Genomic DNA, 21,828 nt, shown 5'->3' with positions numbered 1-21,828 from the left:
CCGTCCCTTCAATTCAGTGCTACCAGAGGTCAGGTGCAGGTGCAGGTGCAGGTCAGTTGTCGGGTCGGTTCAGTTCGCGTCGTTACGGGACGTGTCGCGCCGTGGGGCGGTCGGGGCCGCCAGTCCGTCGCTGAGCAGACGGCTGTCGACCTCGTCGAGCGCCAGACGTACGGCGCCCAGGGCCACGCTCTCGTCGCCGAGTGTCGAGGCCCGCAACTCCGGCAGGCGCAGGCAGTGTTTGGTGAGTTCCTGGCGCAGCGGCTCCAGGACGACATCGGCGGACCGCGAGAAACCACCGCCGTAGACGACGACTTGGGGGTCCAGGGCGAGGACGAGGGCGGCGACGCCGACGGCGAGGTCACGGGTGTAGCGGCGGACGGCGGTCCTGGCCTGCCGGTCGCCGTCCCGGGCCGCCTGGAACACCCAGGCCGCGGCCTCGCCCGGCGCCGCCGTGGCCGGGACACCGGGGCAGGTCTCCAGGTGGGCGGGCGCGCTGAGCCACCGTACGGCCTTGAGGGCGCCGATCTCCCCGGCGGCGCCGCCGTGACCGCGGCGCAGGGCCCCGTCCAGGATCAGCCCGGCGCCGGTGCGCAGCCCCGCGAGGAGGAACACGATGTCGTCGGCGTCCGACGCGACCCCTTTCCAGCGCTCGGCGACGGCGGCGAGTTTGCAGTCGTTCTCGACCTGGATCGGGCAGGCGAACCGGGCGGCGAGGTGCGCGACCGGGTCGGCGGTGAGCCAGCCGGGCAGCGGGGTGGAGATGGTGGTGCGCCCGCTGGCGTCGACCGGGCCGGTCACCCCTACGGTGACCGCCCAGATGTCGGCCGGTGCCATACCGGCGCTCCGCAGCACCTTGTCGATCGCGCGGTCCACGGCCGCGAACCGTGCCTCGGGCGCCGCCTCGGGGTCGACCGGGCGGCGCAGGGTGTGGACGAGGTTGCCCTCCAGGTCGCTCAGCATGACGAGGATCTTGTGGACCCCGATGTCGATGCCCAGCACGTGACCGGCGTCGGCGCGGAAGCGGAAGCGGCGGGCCGGGCGCCCCACCACACTGTTGGCGCCCGGTTCCTCGACCTCCGCCCAGCCGTCGGTGACCAGGGACTGCACCAGGACGTCGACGGCGGGCCGGGACAGCCCCGCGCGGCCCGCGAGTTCGGTGACGGTCGAGGGAGGGTTGCCGCGCAGCGCCCACACGATGGACAGCATGTTCATCTCGCGCATCCGGGACAGGTCTGTTCCGGTCGTCGCCATGTGGTGCTCCCTGAAGGGGGCGGGTCCCCTGAAGGGGACGGGTCCCCGCCGCTGGATAATGCTGAGCAGTTTACTAATTCATGACGATGGGGTCGGGACAACGCAGCCAACCCCCTCGGGCGTCAGGCGATGGGATAGCGCTGTTCCGTCCCGGGGTCGACGGCCGGGGTGAAGTCGACCTCGCGGCCGTCGAGCGTGAACCGGTACCGGCCGAGCCGCCGCACCCGCGGGCGCGCGGCCAAGTAGGCGGTCATGTCCTCCAGTTCGTCGGGGTGCAGCCAGCCGGGCGGGTCGGAGACGGCCCGGAATCCGCAGATGTCGGCGAGGTCGCGCAGCCAGCGCTGCTGTTCGTCGGTGAGGAGGTTGAGGCGGCTGCGGAAGTAGACGACATCGGGGTCGACCTCCAGCAGGGGTGACTGCCACAGGCGGTGCAGGGTGTTGACGACGGCGTTGCGGGCCAGCGCGTCGGACGGGTCCTGGGTGGCGTAGTGCTCCCATAGCGGCGCGACGTCGGGCCCGCTGCGGATACCGTCGATCAGACCGAGGGAGGGCAGCAGCGGCGCACCACTGCCGAGCAGGTACGCGTCCTCGCCCGCCGCCTCCCGGACGATGCCCAGCCCGAGCCGGTACGCCTCCTCGCGCCCGACATCACCGGCCCGTACACCGGGGACGGTGGCGGCGCCGATGAAGTCGAGCTTGAGATAGGTGAATCCCCACTCCCGGCTCACCCGGTGGATCGTCTCGCGCAGCTGGTCCTGTGCCGCGGGCCGGGTCAGGTCGAGGGTGAAGTAGCCGGTGCCCCAGTTGTGTCCGGCCACCACGGGTTCGCCCCGCTCGTCGCGCAGCAGCAGTTCGGGACGCTGCCGGGCGGTACGTGACTCCGGGTGGACGATGAACGGGGCGATCCACAGTCCCGGGCGCAGTCCGGCGTCCGTGATCCGGTCGGCCAGCGCCTTCATCCCGGAGGGGAACTTGGCGTTCGGCTCCCAGTCGCCGACGATCCGTTCCCAGCCGTCGTCGACCTGGACGACGTCGAAGGGCAGCCCGCGCAGGGCGGTGATGTCCTTGGTGAGCTGCTGTTCGGTGATGTTCTCGTAGTACGCGTACCAGCTGCACCACACATTGCCCGCGCGCTTGCCGCTGTGGCCGAGCCGGGCGGCGAGGTGGCGGGTGTAGGCGGCGAAGACCTCCTCCTCGCCGCCGTGGGCGAGGAACCACGGTGCTCCGCCGCGCTCGGCCCAGCCCGCCAGGGTGTCCCGGTCGGCCGACAGGCGCGGGACGTCCCCGCCGAGGGCGCCGAGCAGCAGTACCTGTCCGTCGGCGCCCTGGAGGGCGGCGACGGCGGAGGAGTGGTGCCGGGCGGGGTCGTCCCACACGGTGTCGTCGGCGGTAAGCCGGCGTTCGGCGCTCTCGATGCGCAGCGGGGCGCCGGAGAGGCGGCGCCAGCCGCAGGGGCTCCAGGAGTTGTGCCCGTGGCGGTAGAACAGCGCGTCGCCGAGACCGTGCAGGACGGCCACCCGGCCAGGGGGGAGCAGCAGTCCGCCGTCGACGACCTGGGGCGGGGTGCCGCCTTCGACTTCGAGGGCGAGGGTGCGTCCGCCGAGGTCTGCGAGCTGGGCCATGGATCTCCTTGCGTCCGGATTGCGGAGGGGCGGGCGAGCAGGCGCGCGTGAGGGTGAGCGGGGGACGGGCGGCCTGCGGGGCCGCTACTTGAACAGGTCGTTGACCTTGTCGTTGACCGACTTGAGTGCGGCGGCGGGCTTCTCCCTGCCGAGGATCGCCGATTGGACGGCGTCCTGGACCAGGGGGTTGATCTCGGTGCCGTGCTCGGTGACCGGCAGCTGGAAGGTGCCGCCCTTGGCCGCCGCCACATCGGTGAAGGCGCTGACGTCGTGGCCCTTGGCCCGGTGCGCGGCGAGCGCCTTCGCGGTCGCCGACTTGAGCGCCGGGAAGACGACGGCCCGCTCGGCGACGAGGTTCTGGCAGTCGGGCGAGGCGAGGAACTTGACCCACTTCCACGCCTGGTCCGGATGCTCGGTACCGGCGTAGATGGCGTCGGAGAGCCCGTTGATGGCGCTCTTGCGGCCCTCAGGGCCCGTCGGCAGCGGAGCGAAGCCGAACTTCTGCTTGAGCTTGGCGTCGGTGAAGGTGGAGATGGTCCAGGAACCCGAGACCATGATCGCGCCCTTGCCCGCGATGAGCAGTTCTGAGTTGGCGACGGACGACTGCTTGTCGAAGCGGGGCGAGTACCCCTTGTCGATGAGGTGCTTGAACCAGGCGATGGTCTCGGCCAGCCTGGGGTCGTCGTAGTTGTAGTGGGTGCCCCACGGGTTCTTGTCGAGGTAGCTGAAGCCGGTGGACACGGCCAGGTCTCCCCAGCCGTTCTGGCCCTGGGAGCCGTCGGCCCACTCGGGCAGGAACCCGTAGGTCTTCACATGGTTCTTGTCGAAGTCCGGGTCCAGTCCGTTGCGTCCCTCGGTGTCGACGGTGGCCTTGGCGATGGTCTCCTCGAACGTGCCGCCGTCGGCGGGGTTCCAGGTCAGCCCGTCCAGCTCGGCGGCGTCCACACCCTGTTCCTTGAGCCGGCCGGTGTTGTAGGTGAGCGCCATGGTGTCCCAGTCCTTGGGCAGTCCGTAGCGCTTGCCGTCCTTGACCCAGGTGTCGGCGAGCCCCGACTGGTACGCGGACAGGTCCACCTTGTCGCGGTCCACCAGCGGTTGCAGGTCCAGGAGCTGGTTGCTGGTGGCGAACTGCGGATAGTAGGACGCCTGGTCCGTCCACACGTCCGGGGCGCCGCCGGAGGTGAGCTGCGTGGTGAGGTTCTGCCAGTACTGGGCCCACGCGGTCTGCGTGATCTTGACGGTGATGTCGGGGTTGGCCTTCTCGAAGGCGGTCGCACACTCCTGGTAGGCGGGCAGCTGCTTGTCGTCCCACAGCCAGTAGTCGAGCGTCGTCCTTCCTCCGGCGGCGTCGTCGCCTGAACCGCCGCAGGAGACGAGGGTGGTGGTGGCGGACAGGCACAGCAGGGCGGCGCCGATGCGCAGGTGCTTGCTCTTCATCGCGGGACCTCTCAGCGGGTGTGGCGCGGTGGCGTGCGGGAACGGGAGCTACTTGATGCCGGTGAAGTTGAGCGACTCCACCAGGCGGCGGCCGAGGACGACCAGCAGCACGAGGACGGGCAGGACGGAGAGCGCCGAGCCGGCCATCAGACCGGTCCAGTCGGGCTGGGCGTTGGGCGACTGCTGCTGGAAGATGCCGAGCGCCACGGTCAGGACGCGGGTCTCCTCCTCACGGCCCGTCAGCAGCGGCCACAGGTAGTCCTTCCAGGACCAGACCGTGGTGGTGAGCGCGATGGTGATGAGCGGGCCGCGGCTCATCGGCATCACGATCCGCCAGAAGATGCCCCAGGAGCCGACGCCGTCCAGCGTGGCCGCCTCCTCCACATCGCGGGGGATCGACAGGAAGAACTGCCGCAGGAAGAACACCGCGAACGGCGTCATGAGCACGCTCGGGGCGACCATCCCGGCGAAGGTGTTCAGCCAGCCGAGGTTCTTCACCAGGACGAAGTTGGGCAGCACGGTGAAGATCGGCGGCACCATCAGCGCGGCGATCAGCACCCCGAAGACCGCGTCCCGGCCGGGGAAGCGCAACCGGGCGAAGGCATAGCCGGCCATCGCGCAGAACAGCGTCTGCAGTACGGCGATCAGCCCGCTGTAGACGACGGAGTTGAGCAGGTAGCGCAGGAAGTCCAGGTGGGCGCCCGAGCCGCCCGCGGCCTGCGCCTCGGCCTGGCTGGTCAGCCCGAGCACCCGCAGGAAATTGATCATCGTGGGGTGGTCGGGGACGAGTCCGGTGGAGTCGGAGTAGAGGTCGGCCGCCGGGGTCAGGGCGGTGCGGATCATCCAGTAGAACGGGAAGACGGTCACGAACAGCGCGACGCCGAGCAGCGTCCAGGCGGCGATCCGGCCGGGCGAGATCCTTCGCCGCGCGCCCTTGCGCGGGGGTGTGCCCGGGGCTGTCCGCGAGGCCGGAACCAGGGTCGGGGTCGGATTCGGGGTCATGGTGTGCCTCCTCAGGCCAGGTCGGAGCGGGAGGCACGCAGCAGCCGCATCTGCACCGCGGTCAGCACGCCGAGGATCACCGCGAGCACCACGGCCACGGCGGAGGCGTAACCCATGCGGAAGTTCGTGAACGCCTGCTCGTAGATGTAGAAGTAGATGACCCGGGTCGCGCTGACCGGGCCGCCCTTGGTGGTCACCGCGACCGTGTCGAAGATCTGGAACGAGCCGATCAGCGACACCACGAGCACGAGGGCGAGGACGGGCCGCAGCAACGGCAGCGTGATCTTCGTGAACATGCGCCACTCGCCGGCGCCGTCCAACGAGGCGCTCTCGTAGAGGTGATGGGGGATCTGCAGCATCCCCGCGTAGAGCAACAGCGCCGTGTAGCCGCTGTACGCCCAGGTGTTGACCCCGGCCACGGTCGGCATCGCCCAGGTGGGCGAGGTGAAGAAGCCGGTGGTGCCGAGGCCGAGGGCTTCGAGGACGTGATTGACGAAGCCGAGATTGGCGTCGAGCATCCACATCCACAGCAGACCGACGGTGACGTTGGGGACCAGCCAGGGCACCAGCAGGATCGCCCGCAGGGCCACCGACCGGGTCAGCCGGTGCATGAGCGTCGCGAGGAGCAGCCCCAGCACGGTCTGGGTGCCGATGTTGAGGACCACGAAGTAGCCGGTGACCTTGAGCGCGTTGATGAACTGCTCGTCGCCGATGAGCCGGCGGTAGTTGTCCACTCCGGTGAAGGACGGGTCGGTCAGCAGGTTGTAGTCGGTGAGCGAGTAGTGGATACCGCGCAGGGTCGGATACGCGTAGAACAGCGCGAACCCGATCAGTGCGGGCGCCAGGAACAGCCAGGCGGCCTTGCGGTCGTCGCGCTTCTTGCGTGCTCCGCCCTTCGTACGGGCCGTACCCGAACCGTCCGGATCGGCACCGGCGCTCTTCTGCGGCGACGCAACTGCGGTGTCGGCGCCCATGGTTCCCCTTCGAAGAGATCTGCGCCGCACCTCTTGTCAGTTCGGCACCGTGGTCACATATTGATGAGCAACAGCGAAAGTTTGTCAATGCTGACTCATAAATAATCCGACGGCACGCCCCACCCGGTCACCACCCGACACCGGAGGTCGATCCCGTGCGCACCTTCGCGCGGCGATGCGGCAGCAATGTCATGGCCGCTCTCTGTTCCACCGCTCTGGCCCCAGGGCGTGTCCCGTCCCGCCGGTGCCGGCCGAAGCCGCGCTCTTCGGCCGGCACCTCACGTACTGCCGTCTTTCACACGGACGCCACGCGCCCCTTCCCTGACGTTTGTTGCTCTTGGAACACTCCGATAGCGCAGGTTCCGGCATGCGCAGTCCGTCCGTCAGCCGCACCCGTACACGTCAGGACGAGAGGTCACCCAGTCATGACCGAAGTGAATCGGCGCCGTTTCCTGCAGCTCGCGGGCGGTACCGCGGCGTTCACCGCGCTGTCGGAGAGCATCGCCAAGGCCGCCTCGATCCCCGCGGGCTACCACCGCGGCACCATCGAGGATGTCGAGCACGTCGTCGTCCTCATGCAGGAGAACCGTTCCTTCGATCACTACTTCGGTGCGCTCAGGGGTGTCCGCGGTTTCGGCGACCCGCACCCGGTCGCCCTCGACAACGGCAAGTCGGTCTGGCACCAGTCCGACGGCACGAAGGACCTCCTGCCCTTCCACCCGGAGGCCGACGACCTCGGCATGCAGTTCCTGGAGGGCCTGCCGCACAGCTGGCCCGACGGACACGCCGCCTACAACGGGGGCAAGTACGACAAGTGGGTCCCCGCGAAGGGCGCCACGACCATGGCGTACCTGACCCGTGAGGACATCCCGTTCCACTACGCGCTCGCCGACACCTTCACGGTCTGCGACGCGTACCACTGCTCGTTCATCGGCTCCACCGACCCGAACCGCTACTACATGTGGACGGGCTTCACCGGCAACGACGGCAAGGGCGGCGGCCCGGTCCTCGGCAACGACGAGCTGGGCTACGACTGGACGACCTACCCCGAGCGCCTGGAGGAGGCCGGAATCTCCTGGAAGGTCTACCAGGACATCGGCAACGGCCTGGACGCGGCCGGCTCCTGGGGGTGGATCTCGGACGCCTACCGCGGCAACTACGGCGACAACTCGCTCCTCTACTTCAACAAGTACCGCAACGCCAAGGCCGGCGACCCGCTCTTCGACAAGGCCCGCACCGGCACCGACGCCCGCAAGGGCGAGGGCTACTTCGACCGGCTGCGCGCCGACGTCGTGGGCGGCAAGCTGCCGCAGGTCTCCTGGATCGCGGCCCCCGAGGCGTTCTCCGAGCACTCCAACTGGCCCTCCAACTACGGCGCCTGGTACATCTCCCAGGTCCTGGAGGCGCTCACGGCCGACCCGGAGGTGTGGGCGAAGACGGCCCTGTTCATCACGTACGACGAGAACGACGGCTTCTTCGACCACCTCGTGCCGCCGCTGCCGCCGCGCTCCGCCGACCAGGGCAAGTCCACCGTCGACGTCGGCCCGGACCTCTTCCCGGGCAGCTCGAAGTACGTCGCGGGACCCTACGGTCTCGGCCCGCGCGTGCCCATGCTCGTCGTCTCGCCGTGGAGCAAGGGCGGTTACGTCTGCTCCGAGACCCTCGACCACACCTCGATCGTCCGCTTCCTGGAGCGGCGCTTCGGGGTCGAGGAGCCCAACATCTCGCCGTGGCGCCGGGCCATCTGCGGCGACCTGACCGCCGCGTTCGACTTCTCCCGCAAGGACAGCGAGCCGGCCCGCCTCCCGGACACCGACGCGTACGAGCCGCAGGACAAGGACCGGCATCCGGACTACAAGCCGACCCCGCCCGCCGACCCGAAGCTGCCCCGGCAGGAGCGCGGTCTGCGGCCCGCCCGCCCGCTGCGGTACGCGCCCTGGATCGACGGCTCGGCGGACGTGCGGGCCGGGAAGTTCACGCTGACCTTCGCCTCGGGCAAGAAGGCCGGCGCCTCCTTCCACGTGACCTCCGGCAGCCGCACCGACGGGCCCTGGACGTACACCACCGAGGCGGGCAAGAGCGTCTCGGACACCTGGAACTCCGCGTACTCGAACGGCTCGTACGACCTGACCGTGCACGGCCCGAACGGCTTCCTGCGTGTCTTCAAGGGGCCCGGCAAGGCCGCCGGACCCGAGGTCACCGCCCGCCACGACGGCGACGACATCGAGCTGACCCTCACCAACAAGGGCGCCCGCACGGTGACCCTGAAGCTCACCGACGGCTACGGCGGCAGGCCCAGGTCGTTCAAGGTGCGGCCCGGCGCCACCGTGAAGCACACCGTGGACCTGCGGGAGAGCAGGCGCTGGTACGACCTGACCGTCGTCTCCGACGCGGACGCCTCGTTCCTGCGCCGGTTCGCCGGACACGTCGAGAACGGCCGGGTGGGCGTCAGCGATCCGGCGATCGCGACGGCCTAGGAAGCGCACCGCAATGGTCATGTACCTGCGGGGTCGGGATAGTGTGCCCCGGTGACCACGCATTCGAACACAGTTGCAGGCTGGTATCCCGATCCGCAGGGTGCGCCCCGGACCCTGCGGTACTGGGACGGAACCCAGTGGACCGAGCACACCAACCAGGACCAGCAGCAGGTGCCGCCGCAGCCGGCGGGCGCCGCCGACCCGCGCGTGCAGCAGCAGGTGCAGCAGCGGGCCGGCGTCGCGCCGAACTCGGCCGGCGGCGGAACCCTCTTCACCGAGCCGGTCCTGGTGGTGAACCAGAAGGCCAAGCTGATCGAGCTGACCAACGAGTACAAGGTCATGGACCAGCAGGGCAACCAGCTCGGCTCGGTCGTCCAGGTCGGGCAGAGCGCGCTGAAGAAGATCCTGCGCTTCGTCGCCAGCATCGACCAGTTCATGACGCACAAGCTGGAGATCCGTGACGCGTACGGTCAGCCGCAGCTGCTGTTGACCCGGCCGCGCAAGTTCCTGAAGTCCCGGGTCCTCGTCGCGCGTCCGGACGGTTCGCCGGTCGGCGAGATCGCCCAGCAGAACATGTTCGGGAAGATCAACTTCGCGATCAAGGTCGACGGGCAGCAGGTCGGCGCGATCAAGGCGGAGAACTGGCGTGCGTGGAACTTCGCGATCGTCGACCACGCCGACACGGAGGTCGCCCGGATCACCAAGACCTGGGAGGGCCTCGCGAAGACGATGTTCACCACTGCGGACAACTACGTCCTGCAGATCCACTTCCAGCTGCCCGAGCCGCTGCTGAGCCTCGTGATCGCGACGGCGCTGACGGTCGACACGGCGCTCAAGCAGGACTCACGCGGGTTCGGATGACCGCCGGTCCATCCCGGTTACGGTCCACCCGTTTGACAGAAGGCCGGCAGGCGGACGAAGGGCGGTCGCGGACATTCGCGGCCGCCCTTCCCGTGTGCGCCGAGACGCTGTCACAGCGTGGTGAGATGCCGGCGCGCCTTCTGCCGCGGCCGGAGCGAGGGCTCGTACGCGGCGGAGTCGGGTTCCAGTGCGAGGACGGCCGCCACCGGATGCTCCTCCACCGCCGCAGGCACAGGCACCGGCGTGGAACGCGACAGTGTCACCACGCCCCAGGCCGCGACCGCGCCCCCGGCCCCCGCGAGGAGCAGCCCCGCCACCCCGCCCTGCAGCTGCTCACCGAGCAGCGTCAGGCCGATCACCACCGCGGCGATCGGATTGGCCAGTGTCACCACGGCCAGCGGCGCGCCGAGTCCGCCCTTGTAGGCGGTCTGCGACAGCAGCAGGCCGCCCGCGGCGAAGGCCGCGACCAGCAGGGCCACCACGATCACCTGCCCGCTGAGCAGCGGACCCGTGCGGTCCGTCGCGGCGACCGTGACGGTCTGGGTGAGCGCCGAGGCGACGCCCGAGGCGAAGCCGGACGCGGACGCGTGCCGGAGTCCGGGACGGGCGCCGGGCCGGGCCAGGACGCCGATGAGGGTGGCGGTGGCACCCGTCACGGCCAGCGCCTGCGGGAGGCTCAGCACGTCGTCGGGCGCGGGCCCGGACGCCGTCACGAGCACCGCCGAGAGCCCGATCAGCGTCAGCGCCGTACCGCGCCACTCGACCGACGTGACGCGTCGGCCCGCCAGCCGCGCGCCCAGCGGCACCGCGGCGACGAGCGTGAGCGCGCCCAGTGGCTGGACGAGGGTGAGGGTTCCGTACTTCAGGGCGGCCACGTGCAGCAGCGCGGCCCCGGCGTTGAGTCCGACCGACCACCACCAGGCACCGCGGCCCAGCAGTCGCAGTACTCCCGAGTCCGTGGTCCGGGAGGCCAGCCGCTCCTGTGCCACCGCGGCGCCCGCGTAGGCGACGGCGGAGAACAGCGACAGGACGACGGCGAGCAGGGTCGCGCTCATCGCCGCGCCCCCACGAGCGCGGGCGCATCCGGTACGCCCTGTACGCCGCCGGGGGCGTCCTGCCCACCGGACGCGTGCGGTACGGGGCGGCCGGCGCCCCCTGTGTCCTCGGCGGCCGGTGCCTTGCGGGGCGGGCGGACGACGGCGAGGACGATGCCGAGAAGGGCTGCCGCGACGACGGCGTCCAGCCAGTAGTGGTTCGCCGTTCCGACGATCACCAGCAGGGTCAGCAGCGGGTGCAGCAGCCACAGCCACCGCCACCGTGAGCGGGTCGCGGCGATCAGGCCGATCGCGATCATCAGGGCCCAGCCGAAGTGCAGCGACGGCATCGCCGCGAACTGGTTCGAGAGGGAGTCGGTGGCGGGGGAGGCGCCGTACACCGTGGGTCCGTACACCTGGCCGGTGTCCACGAGGCCCGTCGCGGCGAGCATCCGCGGGGGGGCGAGCGGGAATGTGAGATGCACCACCAGGGCCGCGGCGGTGACCGCGGCGAGGACCCGCCGGGCCCACACGTAGTGCCCCGGACGCCGTAGGTAGAGCCAGATGAGGAAGGCCGCCGTGGCGGGGAAGTGCACGGTCGCGTAATAGGTGTTGACGACGTGGACGAGGGTGTCGCCGTGCAGCACGGCGGTCTGCACGGAGCCCTCGCCGGGCAGGTGCAGGAACCGTTCGAGGTCCCATACGCGGTGGGCGTTGTCGAAGGCCTCGGCGGTGTGGCCGGTGGCCAGCTGCCGGCCGAGTTTGTAGACGAGGAAGAGTCCCGCGACGAGCAGGACCTCACGGACGAGGGGTGGCCGCGGTATCGCGGCGGATCCCTTCTGTGCAGGCTCGGTTGGGAGTTCCATCCCCCGGCCCCTTTGCTTGACGGTCTCAACGATGCTGATGCGTGGTGAGCCCAGGAGGGGATCCACTCGACACAGGGGTGGGTCCTGTCCAAGGCTCATCGATACGCCAGTGTACCGATACGAAGTCGTTCCGGTACACTGGCGTATCGATAGGCTGCCGGGACGGGCCCGGGGACGAGCGAGGAGACGAGCCATGACGTCGCAGGCAGCGGAGGGACCGGAGACGGTCGCCGCCTCGCGCCGCTCCAAGATCACGCCGGAGCGTGAGCAGGAGTTCTTCGACGCCGTGCTCGACCAGGTCCGCGAGTGCGGCTACGACGCGCTGACCATGGAGGGGGTGGCCGCCAGCACCCGGTGCAGCAAGTCCACGCTCTACCGCCAGTGGAAGACCAAGCCGCAGTTCGTGGCCGCCGCGCTGCGCGCCAACCACTGCCCCAAGTTCATCGGGATCGACACCGGGTCCCTCGCCGGTGACCTGCGCGCCGTCGCCCGTACGGCGGGCGAGCGGTCCGACGAGGACACCCGGCTCATGCAGGCGCTCGGCCAGTCCGTGATGCAGGACGAGGAACTGAAGCGCGCGCTGCGCGACGCCCTCGTGGAACCCGAACTCGACGCGCTGCGGGCGATGATCGGGCGCGCGGTCGAGCGGGGCGAGATCACCGCCGACCATCCGGTGCTGGAGTTCGTTCCCGCGCAGTTGCTCGGTGTGCTCCGGGTCAGGCCCATCCTCGAAGGGCGGCCCGCGGACGCGGAGTATCTGCTGCGCTATGTGGAAGTGGCCCTGCTGCCCGCACTGGGACTGGCCGACCCCCCTTAGAACTCAGGCCGCCGTCCAAGGGATGACTGGACGGTGACCTGATCGCGCCGCACCGTGGGGACGGGGGCGGCGCGCACCCCCCGGCCGGGTGGGGTTCCTCTTGAGCGGAGAGGCGCTCCACCCGGCCGACCGGTATCCGCGCCGGGTGTGTCCGGCTCACGTCCTGGTCGTCCCCGGGTTACGTCCTAGACGTCCTGGCCGTTGCCGCCGCCGCCCGCGGACTCCTTGATGCCCTTGGTGATGTCGTCGATCACGGACTGCTTGGGCGCGTCGGCGCCGACGTCGATGCCGAAGCGCACGACGACGAGCTGCTTGGCGTTGGCGGGCGCAGGGAAGACCAGCGACTCGACGTAGCCGTCGGCGCCCTTGCTCGTGACGACCTTCCAGCGGACCGCGTAGCCCTTCTGCCCCGCCACGGTGACGGCCTTCGAGGAGAGCTCCTCGTGCGAGGTGATCCTGCCGTAGCTCTTGCCGCCGTAGGACTCCTCGGCGTTCTTGGAGATGTCCTCCTTGGCCGCGGCCTCCACGGTGGTGGCCTTGAGTTCCAGGGCGAGCGCGGGGGCCGAGTAGGCGCCGCCGCGTGTGCAGGTCGCCGTGGCGTCGCCCGGGCACTTGTAGGAGTCCTTGGACGTCACCTGGGCGCCCACCTGGATGGTCGAGCCGCTCCAGTCGTCGGGCACGGGGAGGCTGATGCCGTTGACCGGGTCGGCGGCGAAGCCGTCCTCGGACTGCTGCGGCTGCGGGACCCCGCTCTCGCCGCCGTCCTGGCCGCCGGGACCGCCCTGGCCACCGCCGTCCTGGCCCTGCGGACCGCCCGGCAGCGACGGCGTCGGCTGGGCGCTGCTCTGCTCGGGGCTGTCGGAGTCGTTGTCCGCGGTGAGCGCGTACACACCGCCGCCGATGCCCGCGAGCACCGCTATGGCGGCGGCCACGGCTATCGCCGTACGCACTCCGCGCCGGGGCCCGCCCGGCTTCGCGCCCCCGTACGGGGTGCCCGGCGGGTACGCCGGAGGACCCCATGCGGCGGCCGACTCCGCGGGGCGGGTCTGGTCCGTCCATGTACTGCCGTCCCACCAGCGTTGCGTGGCGGGACCGTCACTTGTCTGCCCGGGGTCGGGATACCAGCCGGGGGGAGTCGCCTGCGTCATGTGCCCACCGTATGAGGTGTGGGTGAAAGCCGTATGAGAGGACCCCGTTTCAGGTCACTTCAGCACCAGGCGCACCGGCTGTTCCGCGCCTGCGCGGATCTGGGGGAAGCCGTTCCGTCCCGGTGTGAGTGAGCCGAGTACACCGGCGTGCCGGGCGCCGGTGCTCCTCGGATCGGTGCCCGGGAGCCCGTGCACCGTCAAAAACCCGAGCACGGCGAAGGCGTACGCCTCCTTGGCCGCCGCGGGCAGCCCGAGATCGTCGGAGAGGCGGAGCGGCGTCCCCGCCAGTTCCTCCTCCAACATCGACATGAGCACGGGATTGCGGGTCCCGCCGCCGGAGACGATCACTTCGGTGGCCCGGGAAGGCCCGGCGGTGCCCAGCGAACGGACGGCGTCCGCCACCGTGCGGGCGGTGAGCCGGGTGAGGGTCGCGATCACGTCCTCGTCGGTCAAGGTCAAGGTCACGTCCTCGTCGGGCGACGCGGCGTAGTCCGCGAGCACCGCGAGCAGGTAGCCCTCGTGGAACAGTTCCTTGCCGGTCGTCTTCGGCGCCGGCCGCGCGTAGTACGGCTCGTCGAGCAGGCGCCGCAGCAGTGGCTCGTGCACGGTGCCGCGCCCGGCCATCACCCCGTCGGCGTCGAAGGCCCGGCCGGTGAAACGGCGTACGGCCGCGTCGGTCAGCGCGCCCGCGGGGCCCGTGTCGAACGCGGTGCCGTCGGGCGCGGTGAGGTTGGCGATGCCGCCGAGGTTCAGCGCTACCGGCACGCCTGGCCTGCCGCGCAGCCACAGGAGGTCGACCAGGCTGACCAGGGGCGCGCCCTGACCGCCCGCGGCGATGTCACGTGGCCGGAAGTCGGCGACCACGGGCAGCCCGGTCGCCTCCGCGATCCAGGCGGGCTGCCCGATCTGAAGCGTGCCCCGGACCTGCCCCTCGTCGGTCCAGTGGAAGACGGTCTGGCCGTGCGAGGCGATCAACTCGGCCCGCCCGGCGCACAGTTCGCGCCGGGCGCGGACCGCCGCGGCGGCGAAGGCCTGCCCGACGAGGGTGTCCAGCCGGCACACCTCGGCGAGGGTGGTGGCCGCCGGGGGCAGCGCCGCCGCGAGAGCCTCGCGCAGACCGGGCCCGTACGCCTCGGACACCGTCCCCAGCGGCTTCAGCACCAGGTCCGGCCCGTCGAGGTGCAGGTCGGCAGCCGCCGCGTCGATGGCGTCGTACGACGTGCCGGACATCAGACCGATCACCCGCACCTTCTCAACTCCCCCCTTCCGCCCGCCTCTTCTGTTCCTGTACGCGCTCGGTCCCGGCGTCCGTCCGCGTCTCACGGAGTGTCAGGAGGGCCAGTGCGCTCACCGCGCAGGTGGCCGCCGCGTAGTACGCCGGGATGTCCACACTGCCCGTCCGCTCGATCGTCTCCGTGATGATGAGCCCCGCGCACCCGGAGAACACGGCATTGGACAGGGCGTAGGCGAGTCCCAGACCGGTGTACCGCACGCTCGTCGGGAACATCTCCGAGAGCATCGCGGGTCCCGGCCCCGCCATCAGACCCACGATCGCCCCCGCGACGAACACGGCGGCGCCTCTCAGCGCGGTCGAAGTGCCGTCGTCCTGAAGGAGGTTGAGCAGGGGCACCGCCAGCACGGTGACCAGCAGCGCGCCCGTGAGCATCACCGGACGCCGGCCGATCCGGTCGCTCAGCAGGCCCGCTGGGATGATCGTGGCCGCGAAACCGAGGTTGGCGAGGACCGTGGCCACCAGCGCCTGCTGGAAGGTGGCGTTCAGAGAGCTCTGCAGATAGGAGGGGAGCACGACGAGGAAGGTGTAACCGGCGGCGGCCCAGCCCATGACACGCCCGGCACCCAGCGCGATCGCCTTCGCCACCTCACGCGCCGGGGGTGCCGGAAGAGCTTCTCGTGCCTGGCGGGCCTGGCCTGCCCGGAGGGCTTGGAAAGAGGGTGTCTCGTCGAGACGCAGGCGCAGCCACAGCGCCCCGAGCCCCATCGGCAGCGTCAGCAGGAACGGCAGCCGCCAGCCCCAGGAGTTCAGCTGCGCCCCGGTGAGCAGGGTCGCGAGGAGCGCCGCGGCCCCCGCCCCGCCCAGCAGTCCCAGCGCCACCGTGAACGACTGCCACGAGCCGTACAGTCCCCGTCTGCCCGGTGGCGCGAACTCCGTCATCACCGACACCGCCCCGCCGAACTCCCCGCCCGCGGACAGTCCTTGCACCACCCGCAGGAGGGTGAGCAGCCAGGGGGCGAGGGCGCCCACCGTGGCGTACGTGGGCAGCACGCCGATCAGGGTCGTGGCGGCCGTCATGAGGACGATGACCAGGATCAGCACGGGCCGGCGGCCGACGCGGTCGCCGAGGCGGCCGAACAGCGCGGCGCCGACGGGCCGGAAGAAGAACGCGAGCGCGAACGACGCGTACGTCCTGACCAGTGCCTCGGCCTCGGAGCCGCCCTCCGGGGTGAAGAAGCGGGCCGCGACGACCGTCGCGAAATAGCCGTAGACACCGAACTCGTACCACTCGATGAAGTTGCCGACCGATCCCGCGACCAGCGCTCTCCGGGAACGCTCCGGCCGGTCGGTCCGCAGGCCGGAGCCGTACGCCGGGGCATCCATACCGTTCCTCCCGCACCGGGTCGTGCCGACGTCGCTGAAAGTCGGTTTCAGTTCGCGGTTGCTGACAGTCAATAACTTTCACCCGTGCCGGCCGGCGGGCAAGTCGGCGGCGAGCCGGCGGGCAGGCCGGCCGGCACCCGCCCTCGGCCGTCACCATGACGACAACAGGTGTCCCGACCAGGCTCCATCGCGCCTTCCGGAGGACTAGGCTCGAAGTCTGTACGTCGTTGGGCCGACCTGGGGAGGTAGCGGGATGACGGAGGTACGGCCGGGTGCGGCCGCCTCGGCACCGCTCTGGGAGCGCGACGCGGAACTCGCCGCGGTCACGGAGGCCGTCGACGCCCTGTGCGCCGGCTCCGCCGCCGGCAGCCTGCTGGTGTTCACGGGCGAGGCGGGCATCGGCAAGACAGCACTGCTCGCCCAGGTCCGCACCCTCGCGGAGAGCCGCTGCACGGTCTGGTCGGCCCGCGGCGGCGAGACCATCACGTCCGTCCCCTTCAACGTCGTCCGGCAGCTGCTCCAGCCCGCCCTCGTGGCACTCATGCCCGACGAGGCACGTGAATACTTCGGCGACTGGTACGACATCGCCGGACCCGCACTGGGCATAGCCGAACCGGGCGCACGCCAGGCGGACCCGCAGGGCGTGTGCGACGGACTCGTCGCCGCCGTACGCAGACTCGCCCGGCGCGAATGGCCCCTCGTGCTGCTCGTCGACGACGCCCACTGGGCCGACCAGGAAACCCTGCACTGGCTGGCGGCCTTCGCCGAGCGCCTCGACGACCTGCCCGTCCTCGTCGTGGTGGCCCGCCGCCCCGGCGACGCCACCGGCGAGAGCGCCCGCCACCTCGACACGCTCGGCGCACTGTCCCGCCCGATGCCCAGCCTGCGCGCGCTGACCCCGGAAGCCACCGCCGGACTCACCCGCGCCACGCTCGGCGCGCACGCCGACGCCCCCTTCTGCCGCGAGGTCTGGGCGGTCACCGGCGGCAACCCCTACGAGAGCGTCGAACTGCTCGCCAAGGTCCAGGACAGCGAACTGGAACCAGTGGAGGACTCGGCCGCCGAACTGCGCGCGCTGAACCGCGCGGCCCGCGGACGCGGACTCGTCGACCGGCTGGAGGGGCTCGGCGTCGACGCCACGAAGTTCGCCTGGGCCGCCGCCATCCTCGGTACGCAGATCTCCGTGGACCTCGCGGCGGAACTGGCCGGAATGCAGCGGGAGGACGCCGAACGCTGCGCCGTGCGGCTGAGCGTCGCCCGCATCCTCACCGAGGCCGACCGGACATCCGGCCGAGCGGAGGAGGGCGAGCTGGAGTTCGTCCACCCGCTCATCGCCACCGCCGTCTACCGCTCGATCCCGGACGCGCTGCGCACCGCGATGCACGGAGTGGCCGCCGCAGTCGTCACCGCGTCCGGCCTCGGCGCCGCCGCGGCCTCCCGCCACCTCCTGGAGGTGCATCCGGACGACGACCCCGAACTCGTCGAGCAGATGCGCGAGGCGGCCGGCGAACACCTCGCCGTCGGCGCCCCGGACGCGGCCCGCCGGTGCCTGGAGCGCGCCCTGCTGGAACCGCCGCTCCCGGAGGTCCACGCGCGCGTGCTGTACGAACTGGGCTGCGCCACACTCCTGACCTCGCCCGCGACCACCATCAGCTATCTGCGCCAGGCGCTCACCGTGCACGGCCTGGAGGCGGAACTGCGGGTCGACGCGGTCTGCCGGCTGTCCTCGGCGCTCGTCCACAACGACCAGCTGGAGGAGGCCGTCGCGGTCGTCGACGCGGAGGCCGACCGGCTCGAACCAGGCCCCGCGCGAATGCGGCTGCAGGCCGTGCACTACATGTGGGAGGGCATCCACGCCGGGGAGGAGGACGCGCCCGGCCGCTCCCGCCGACTGGCCCAGCTGGCCGAACCGCTCACCGGCCGCGACAACTCCGAGCGCGCCGTGCTCATCCTGCGCGCCTTCGACGCCATGACCCGCGGAGAGAACGCGGAGGAGGTCGCCGAGCTCTGCGACCGCTCGCTCGTCAACGGCCGCCTCGCGCCCGGCCTCGGCTGGACCGACACCGAGTGGAGCTTCGAGCTCCTCATGATGCTCGGCATCTCCTACACGTACGCGGACCGGCTCGACCGCGCCGAGAGCCTCTTCACCGAGGCCAAGCGGTCGTACGAGTCCGCCGGCTGGAGCGGTGGCCATCTGGCCCTCTCGCACGCCTTCGGCGGATACGTGCTCCGCAGGCGGGGACGCCTCAAGGAAGCGGACGAGTCACTGCGTGAGGCGCTGCGGCTCGCGGACCGGGTCGGTCGCGGACTGCCCATGCACTGGTCCGCGGCGTGCATGCTCATCGACACGCTGCTCGCCCGCGGGCATGTCGGCGAGGCCGAGGAGATCGCCGAGCGGTACTCCTTCGAGCCGCCGCACCCGTCCACGATCGTCCTGCCGGACACCCACTCGATACGGGGCCGGCTGCTCATCGCCACCGGTCGCGTCGAGGAGGGCGTGAACGAGCTGGAGACCGCGGAGAAGATGTCCGAGGCGCGCGGCGGTCACAACACGGTGATGGCGCCCTGGGCGGGCGACCTCGCCCGGACCCTCGCCGTCCAGGACCCGCGGCGCGCCGCGGAGGTGGCAGCGGACGCCCGCGTCCAGGCCGAGCGCTTCGGCACCGACACGGCCATCGGCGAGGCCCTGCGCTGCGCCGCCGCGCTGGAGACCGGCCAGCGCTCCGTCGCGCTCCACGCGCAGGCGGTCACGTACCTGGAGGCGTCGCCCTGCGCCTACGAACACGCCGCGGCCCGCCTCGAATACGGCATCGCATCCCGCTCCCGCCCAGAAATCACCAGAGCCCTGACCCTGGCGACATCCTGCGGAGCAGACGGCCTGGTGACCCGAGCCCGCGACGCACTGGGCGAAGCCCCGTAAGGGGCGCGGGGAACGGCGCGCTCAGCCACGACGCGCCTGCAGCGGGCATACGGGCTGCCGGGGCAGGACCGGTCCGGCTTTTGGCTGCGGCCGAGTGGGGGCGGGCCGCGCAGTTCCCCGCGCCCCTGACGGGGCCCCTTGAGGGGCGCGGGGAACGGCGCGCTCAGCCGCCACGGACCCGCAGTGGATATACGGGGTGTCGGGGCAGGACCCGTCGGGTTTTTGGCTGCGGCCGAGTGGGGGCGGGCCGCGCAGTTCCCCGCGCCCCTGACGGGGCTGTCGGTCACCCCTCCTCGGAGAGGACCCCCTGGGCCACAGCGAACGCCGAGTTCGCCGCAGGCACCCCGCAGTACACCGCCGTCTGCAACAGCACCGCCCCGATCTCCTCCGGAGTGAGCCCGTTGCGGCGGGCCGCCCGCACATGCATCGCCAACTCGTCGTAGTGCCCGTGCGCGACGAGCGCGGTCATGGTGATCAGGCTGCGCTCCCGCCGCGACAGCGTCTCGTCCGTCCACACCTCACCCCACGCGTACCGCGAGATGAAGTCCTGGAACCGCGCCGTGAACGCGGACTGCCGCGCCTGCGCCCGGTCCACATGCTCGTCACCGAGCACCTGCCGCCGCACCGCCATCCCCCGCCCCGCGTCACCCCCGAAGTGCGCGCGCAACGCGGTGAGCACGGCCTCCGGACGCTCCGCGGGCGCGAGATGGGACGCACCCGGAACCTCCACGAGCCCGGCCCCCGGCACCGCGTCCGCGATCTCCCGCAGATGCGCGGGCGGTGTCGCCGGATCCTCGCGCCCGGCGACGAGCAGCGTGGGCGCGCCGATCCGGGACAACCGCTCACGGATGTCGAACGCCGCCAGCGCGTCACAGCACGCCGCGTACCCGTCCGGGTCGGCCCTGCGATGGTCCTCGACCAGCTCGGGGACGGTGAACCCGGGTGTGAACCAGCGCGCGTCGGCGCCCGCCGCCAGCCCCGCCAGTCCTTCGGCCCGTACGAGCGCCGCCCGTTCCTCCCACGGCTTCGCACCGTTGAAGTGTGCCGAGGAGCAGATCACGGCGAGTTTCTCCACCCGCTCCGGGTGGTGCACCGCGAGATGCAGTCCCACCGCACCGCCGAGCGAGACCCCGGCGTACGAGAACCGGTCGATGCCCAGCGAGTCCGCGAGCGCCAGCACCAGCGCGGCGAGGTCGCCGACGGTCGCCCCCGGACCGATCAGCGACGCGGCCGAGCCGCCGTGCCCCGGCAGATCCCAGCGCACCACCCGGTGCGTGACGGAGAGTTCGGGCGCGACCTTGTCCCACAGGGCCAACGACGTGCCGAGGGAGGGACCGAGAAGCAGTGGGGGAGCGGAGGCGGCGCCCTCGACGCGATGGTTCAGCACGATGCCCTCCGGCGACGGCGGGGCGGCTTGGTCGGTCCGGGTCGTCAACGTCGCTCCAAGGCACGGTCGGTGAGGGCTCCCGCGGAACCCGTGTACTGGGTGGGATCGGTGAGCGCCACCAGGTCGAAGTCCTTCAACTCGGGTTCCTCCGAGAGGATTTCAACGAGGGGCCGACCCTCGGCCGTGGCCCGCCCGGCCACCCGCGTGAGCACTTCCTTCGCACGGGCCCGCCCGAGCACCGGCGCGAGCTCGGCCGACAGCCGCTCGGAGACGATCAGACCGTGCGTGAGGTCCAGGTGGGCCCGCATCGCGTCCGCGTGGACCCGCAGCCCCTCGGCCAGCTCCGCCGCGTCCCGCGCCGCCCCGCCCACCAGGCGGAGCAGATCACGCAGCGGTTCCCACTCGGCGTGCCAGGCACCGGCGGGCCGTTCGTCCTCGGCCGCCATGGCCCCGTAAAGCGTCGCCGCGAGCTGCGGTGCCCGGCGGGCCGCCGCCGCGATGAGCGTGGCACGCACCGGGTTCGCCTTGTGCGGCATGGCGGACGACCCGCCGCCCGTGCCCTCGCTCAGCTCACGGATCTCCGTACGGGAGAGCGTCAGGACGTCCGTGGCGGTCTTGCCGAGTGCGCCCGCGGTGAAGGCCAGGGCGCCGGCCAGATCCGCGACCGGTGTCCTCAGGGTGTGCCAGGGCAACACCGGCACGGCTAGGCCGAGTTCACGGGCGTACGCCTCCACGAGCGCTCCCGTGTCCGAGGCGCCGTACCCGCCGAAGGCCGCCAACGTGCCTGCCGCGCCGCCGAGTTGTGCCGGAAGCCCGTCCCGCACGAGCCGGACGCGGTCCCGGGCGTCCAGCACCTGCGACCGCCAGCCCGCCGCCTTCAGTCCGAAGGTGGTGGGGACGGCGTGCTGGGTGAGCGTGCGCCCCGGCATGACCGTGTCCCGGTGGTCGCGCGCGAGACGGGCCAGCGCACGCTCCGTACGGGCGAGGTCGGCGAGGACCAGGTCCAGGGTCCGTGCCGCGACCAGTATCGCGGCGGTGTCCATGATGTCCTGGCTGGTCGCGCCCCGGTGGACGTAAGGGGAGTGCTTGTCGCCGACCGCCGTGCCCAGGTCGGCGACCAGTGGGATCACCGGGTTGCCCCCGGCCCGCGCGCGCAGGGCGAGCGCGTGGACGTCGAAACGCGCCGCGTCGGCGGCGGCGGTGACGGCGTCGGCCGCGGCGGCAGGGGCGAGACCGAGCGAGGCCTGAGCCCGCGTGAGCGCCGCCTCCGCGTCGAGCAGCGCCCGGAGGAAGGCGGTGTCACCTGTCGCGACCTCGGCGGCCGACCCCACCCGCCCGGGTGCGAGCAGCCCCGCGTCGAGGCAGCCGGCATCGGCGGGTTCGGCAGGCTGCTCCGGTTCGTCGGGTTCGACCGC

Annotated in this window: 16 protein-coding genes; 4 read left to right on the top strand and 12 right to left on the bottom strand. The window is 71.5% G+C overall.

All coding sequences use genetic code 11. The features are described 5' to 3' along the window. Positions 1 to 69 precede the first annotated feature (69 nt). From C6Y14_RS30200 to C6Y14_RS30180, 5 genes are all read right to left on the bottom strand, one after another. The gene (locus C6Y14_RS30200) at positions 70 to 1,251 is read right to left on the bottom strand and encodes an ROK family transcriptional regulator (protein WP_107020021.1); all 1,182 of its coding nucleotides are present in this window, start codon (positions 1,249 to 1,251) and stop codon (positions 70 to 72) included. Between the two features lie 122 nt (positions 1,252 to 1,373). Beyond that, on the bottom strand, positions 1,374 to 2,873 hold the full coding sequence (locus C6Y14_RS30195; protein ID WP_107020020.1) for a glycoside hydrolase family 36 protein: 1,500 nt from the start codon (positions 2,871 to 2,873) through the stop codon (positions 1,374 to 1,376). 84 nt (positions 2,874 to 2,957) lie between these two features. After that, positions 2,958 to 4,310: an ABC transporter substrate-binding protein gene (locus C6Y14_RS30190; protein WP_107020019.1), complete on the bottom strand. Its 1,353-nt coding sequence runs from the start codon at positions 4,308 to 4,310 to the stop codon at positions 2,958 to 2,960. A gap of 48 nt (positions 4,311 to 4,358) precedes the next feature. Then, positions 4,359 to 5,312: a carbohydrate ABC transporter permease gene (locus C6Y14_RS30185; protein ID WP_225891354.1), complete on the bottom strand. Its 954-nt coding sequence runs from the start codon at positions 5,310 to 5,312 to the stop codon at positions 4,359 to 4,361. A gap of 11 nt (positions 5,313 to 5,323) precedes the next feature. Then, a complete protein-coding gene (locus tag C6Y14_RS30180; protein WP_107020018.1) occupies positions 5,324 to 6,286 on the bottom strand; it encodes a carbohydrate ABC transporter permease in 963 nt (320 codons plus the stop codon). Between the two features lie 425 nt (positions 6,287 to 6,711). Between C6Y14_RS30180 and C6Y14_RS30175 the strand changes: the two genes are divergently transcribed. Beyond that, positions 6,712 to 8,763 (top strand): phosphocholine-specific phospholipase C, encoded by a 2,052-nt coding sequence (locus C6Y14_RS30175; RefSeq protein WP_107020017.1) that lies wholly within the window; start codon positions 6,712 to 6,714, stop codon positions 8,761 to 8,763. A gap of 51 nt (positions 8,764 to 8,814) precedes the next feature. Next, positions 8,815 to 9,624: a phospholipid scramblase-related protein gene (locus C6Y14_RS30170; RefSeq protein WP_107020016.1), complete on the top strand. Its 810-nt coding sequence runs from the start codon at positions 8,815 to 8,817 to the stop codon at positions 9,622 to 9,624. A gap of 110 nt (positions 9,625 to 9,734) precedes the next feature. Here the strand turns inward: C6Y14_RS30170 and C6Y14_RS30165 are convergent, their stop codons facing one another. Further along, positions 9,735 to 10,679, bottom strand: coding sequence for a DMT family transporter (locus C6Y14_RS30165; RefSeq protein WP_107020015.1), 945 nt, complete (start codon positions 10,677 to 10,679; stop codon positions 9,735 to 9,737). Beyond that, positions 10,676 to 11,524, bottom strand: coding sequence for a phosphatase PAP2 family protein (locus tag C6Y14_RS30160; protein ID WP_107020014.1), 849 nt, complete (start codon positions 11,522 to 11,524; stop codon positions 10,676 to 10,678). The genes C6Y14_RS30165 and C6Y14_RS30160 overlap by 4 nt, the downstream gene beginning before the upstream one ends. Positions 11,525 to 11,717: 193 nt before the next feature. Here C6Y14_RS30160 and C6Y14_RS30155 point away from each other — a divergent pair, with 193 nt between their 5' ends. Further along, complete coding sequence (locus C6Y14_RS30155; RefSeq protein WP_107020013.1) at positions 11,718 to 12,341, top strand: TetR/AcrR family transcriptional regulator; 624 nt, start codon at positions 11,718 to 11,720, stop codon at positions 12,339 to 12,341. A gap of 185 nt (positions 12,342 to 12,526) precedes the next feature. Here the strand turns inward: C6Y14_RS30155 and C6Y14_RS30150 are convergent, their stop codons facing one another. The 3 genes from C6Y14_RS30150 to C6Y14_RS30140 are packed head-to-tail and all read right to left on the bottom strand — an operon-like array spanning position 12,527 to position 16,106. Further along, positions 12,527 to 13,489, bottom strand: coding sequence for a DUF2510 domain-containing protein (locus C6Y14_RS30150; RefSeq protein ID WP_107020012.1), 963 nt, complete (start codon positions 13,487 to 13,489; stop codon positions 12,527 to 12,529). Between the two features lie 54 nt (positions 13,490 to 13,543). Continuing rightward, positions 13,544 to 14,737: an anhydro-N-acetylmuramic acid kinase gene (locus C6Y14_RS30145; RefSeq protein ID WP_107020011.1), complete on the bottom strand. Its 1,194-nt coding sequence runs from the start codon at positions 14,735 to 14,737 to the stop codon at positions 13,544 to 13,546. 4 nt (positions 14,738 to 14,741) lie between these two features. Then, a complete protein-coding gene (locus C6Y14_RS30140) occupies positions 14,742 to 16,106 on the bottom strand; it encodes an MFS transporter (protein WP_107020010.1) in 1,365 nt (454 codons plus the stop codon). A gap of 253 nt (positions 16,107 to 16,359) precedes the next feature. Between C6Y14_RS30140 and C6Y14_RS30135 the strand changes: the two genes are divergently transcribed. After that, positions 16,360 to 19,026: an ATP-binding protein gene (locus C6Y14_RS30135; RefSeq protein ID WP_107020009.1), complete on the top strand. Its 2,667-nt coding sequence runs from the start codon at positions 16,360 to 16,362 to the stop codon at positions 19,024 to 19,026. A 283-nt stretch (positions 19,027 to 19,309) separates the two neighbouring features. Here C6Y14_RS30135 and pcaDC read toward each other — a convergent pair whose 3' ends face one another. Then, complete coding sequence (pcaDC, locus tag C6Y14_RS30130) at positions 19,310 to 20,413, bottom strand: bifunctional 3-oxoadipate enol-lactonase/4-carboxymuconolactone decarboxylase PcaDC (RefSeq protein WP_107020115.1); 1,104 nt, start codon at positions 20,411 to 20,413, stop codon at positions 19,310 to 19,312. Between the two features lie 44 nt (positions 20,414 to 20,457). Continuing rightward, on the bottom strand, positions 20,458 to 21,762 hold the full coding sequence (pcaB, locus tag C6Y14_RS30125) for a 3-carboxy-cis,cis-muconate cycloisomerase (protein ID WP_225891363.1): 1,305 nt from the start codon (positions 21,760 to 21,762) through the stop codon (positions 20,458 to 20,460). Between the last annotated feature and the right edge of the window lie 66 nt (positions 21,763 to 21,828).

The sequence above is a fragment of the Streptomyces dioscori genome, from assembly GCF_003024195.1.
Taxonomy (GTDB): domain Bacteria; phylum Actinomycetota; class Actinomycetes; order Streptomycetales; family Streptomycetaceae; genus Streptomyces; species Streptomyces dioscori.
Note: the sequence above shows the minus strand (reverse complement) of the source record. Positions and strands in the feature narration are given on the sequence as shown.

What these genes read in the sequence shown, in the direction of transcription:
- C6Y14_RS30200 (WP_107020021.1), bottom strand. Translation starts at nt 1,251, where the DNA reads ATGGCGACGACCGGAACAGACCTGTCCCGGATGCGCGAGATGAACATG.
- C6Y14_RS30195 (WP_107020020.1), bottom strand. Translation starts at nt 2,873, where the DNA reads ATGGCCCAGCTCGCAGACCTCGGCGGACGCACCCTCGCCCTCGAAGTC.
- C6Y14_RS30190 (WP_107020019.1), bottom strand. Translation starts at nt 4,310, where the DNA reads ATGAAGAGCAAGCACCTGCGCATCGGCGCCGCCCTGCTGTGCCTGTCC.
- C6Y14_RS30185 (WP_225891354.1), bottom strand. Translation starts at nt 5,312, where the DNA reads ATGACCCCGAATCCGACCCCGACCCTGGTTCCGGCCTCGCGGACAGCC.
- C6Y14_RS30180 (WP_107020018.1), bottom strand. Translation starts at nt 6,286, where the DNA reads ATGGGCGCCGACACCGCAGTTGCGTCGCCGCAGAAGAGCGCCGGTGCC.
- C6Y14_RS30175 (WP_107020017.1), top strand. Translation starts at nt 6,712, where the DNA reads ATGACCGAAGTGAATCGGCGCCGTTTCCTGCAGCTCGCGGGCGGTACC.
- C6Y14_RS30165 (WP_107020015.1), bottom strand. Translation starts at nt 10,679, where the DNA reads ATGAGCGCGACCCTGCTCGCCGTCGTCCTGTCGCTGTTCTCCGCCGTC.
- C6Y14_RS30160 (WP_107020014.1), bottom strand. Translation starts at nt 11,524, where the DNA reads ATGGAACTCCCAACCGAGCCTGCACAGAAGGGATCCGCCGCGATACCG.
- C6Y14_RS30155 (WP_107020013.1), top strand. Translation starts at nt 11,718, where the DNA reads ATGACGTCGCAGGCAGCGGAGGGACCGGAGACGGTCGCCGCCTCGCGC.
- C6Y14_RS30150 (WP_107020012.1), bottom strand. Translation starts at nt 13,489, where the DNA reads ATGACGCAGGCGACTCCCCCCGGCTGGTATCCCGACCCCGGGCAGACA.
- C6Y14_RS30140 (WP_107020010.1), bottom strand. Translation starts at nt 16,106, where the DNA reads ATGGATGCCCCGGCGTACGGCTCCGGCCTGCGGACCGACCGGCCGGAG.
- C6Y14_RS30135 (WP_107020009.1), top strand. Translation starts at nt 16,360, where the DNA reads ATGACGGAGGTACGGCCGGGTGCGGCCGCCTCGGCACCGCTCTGGGAG.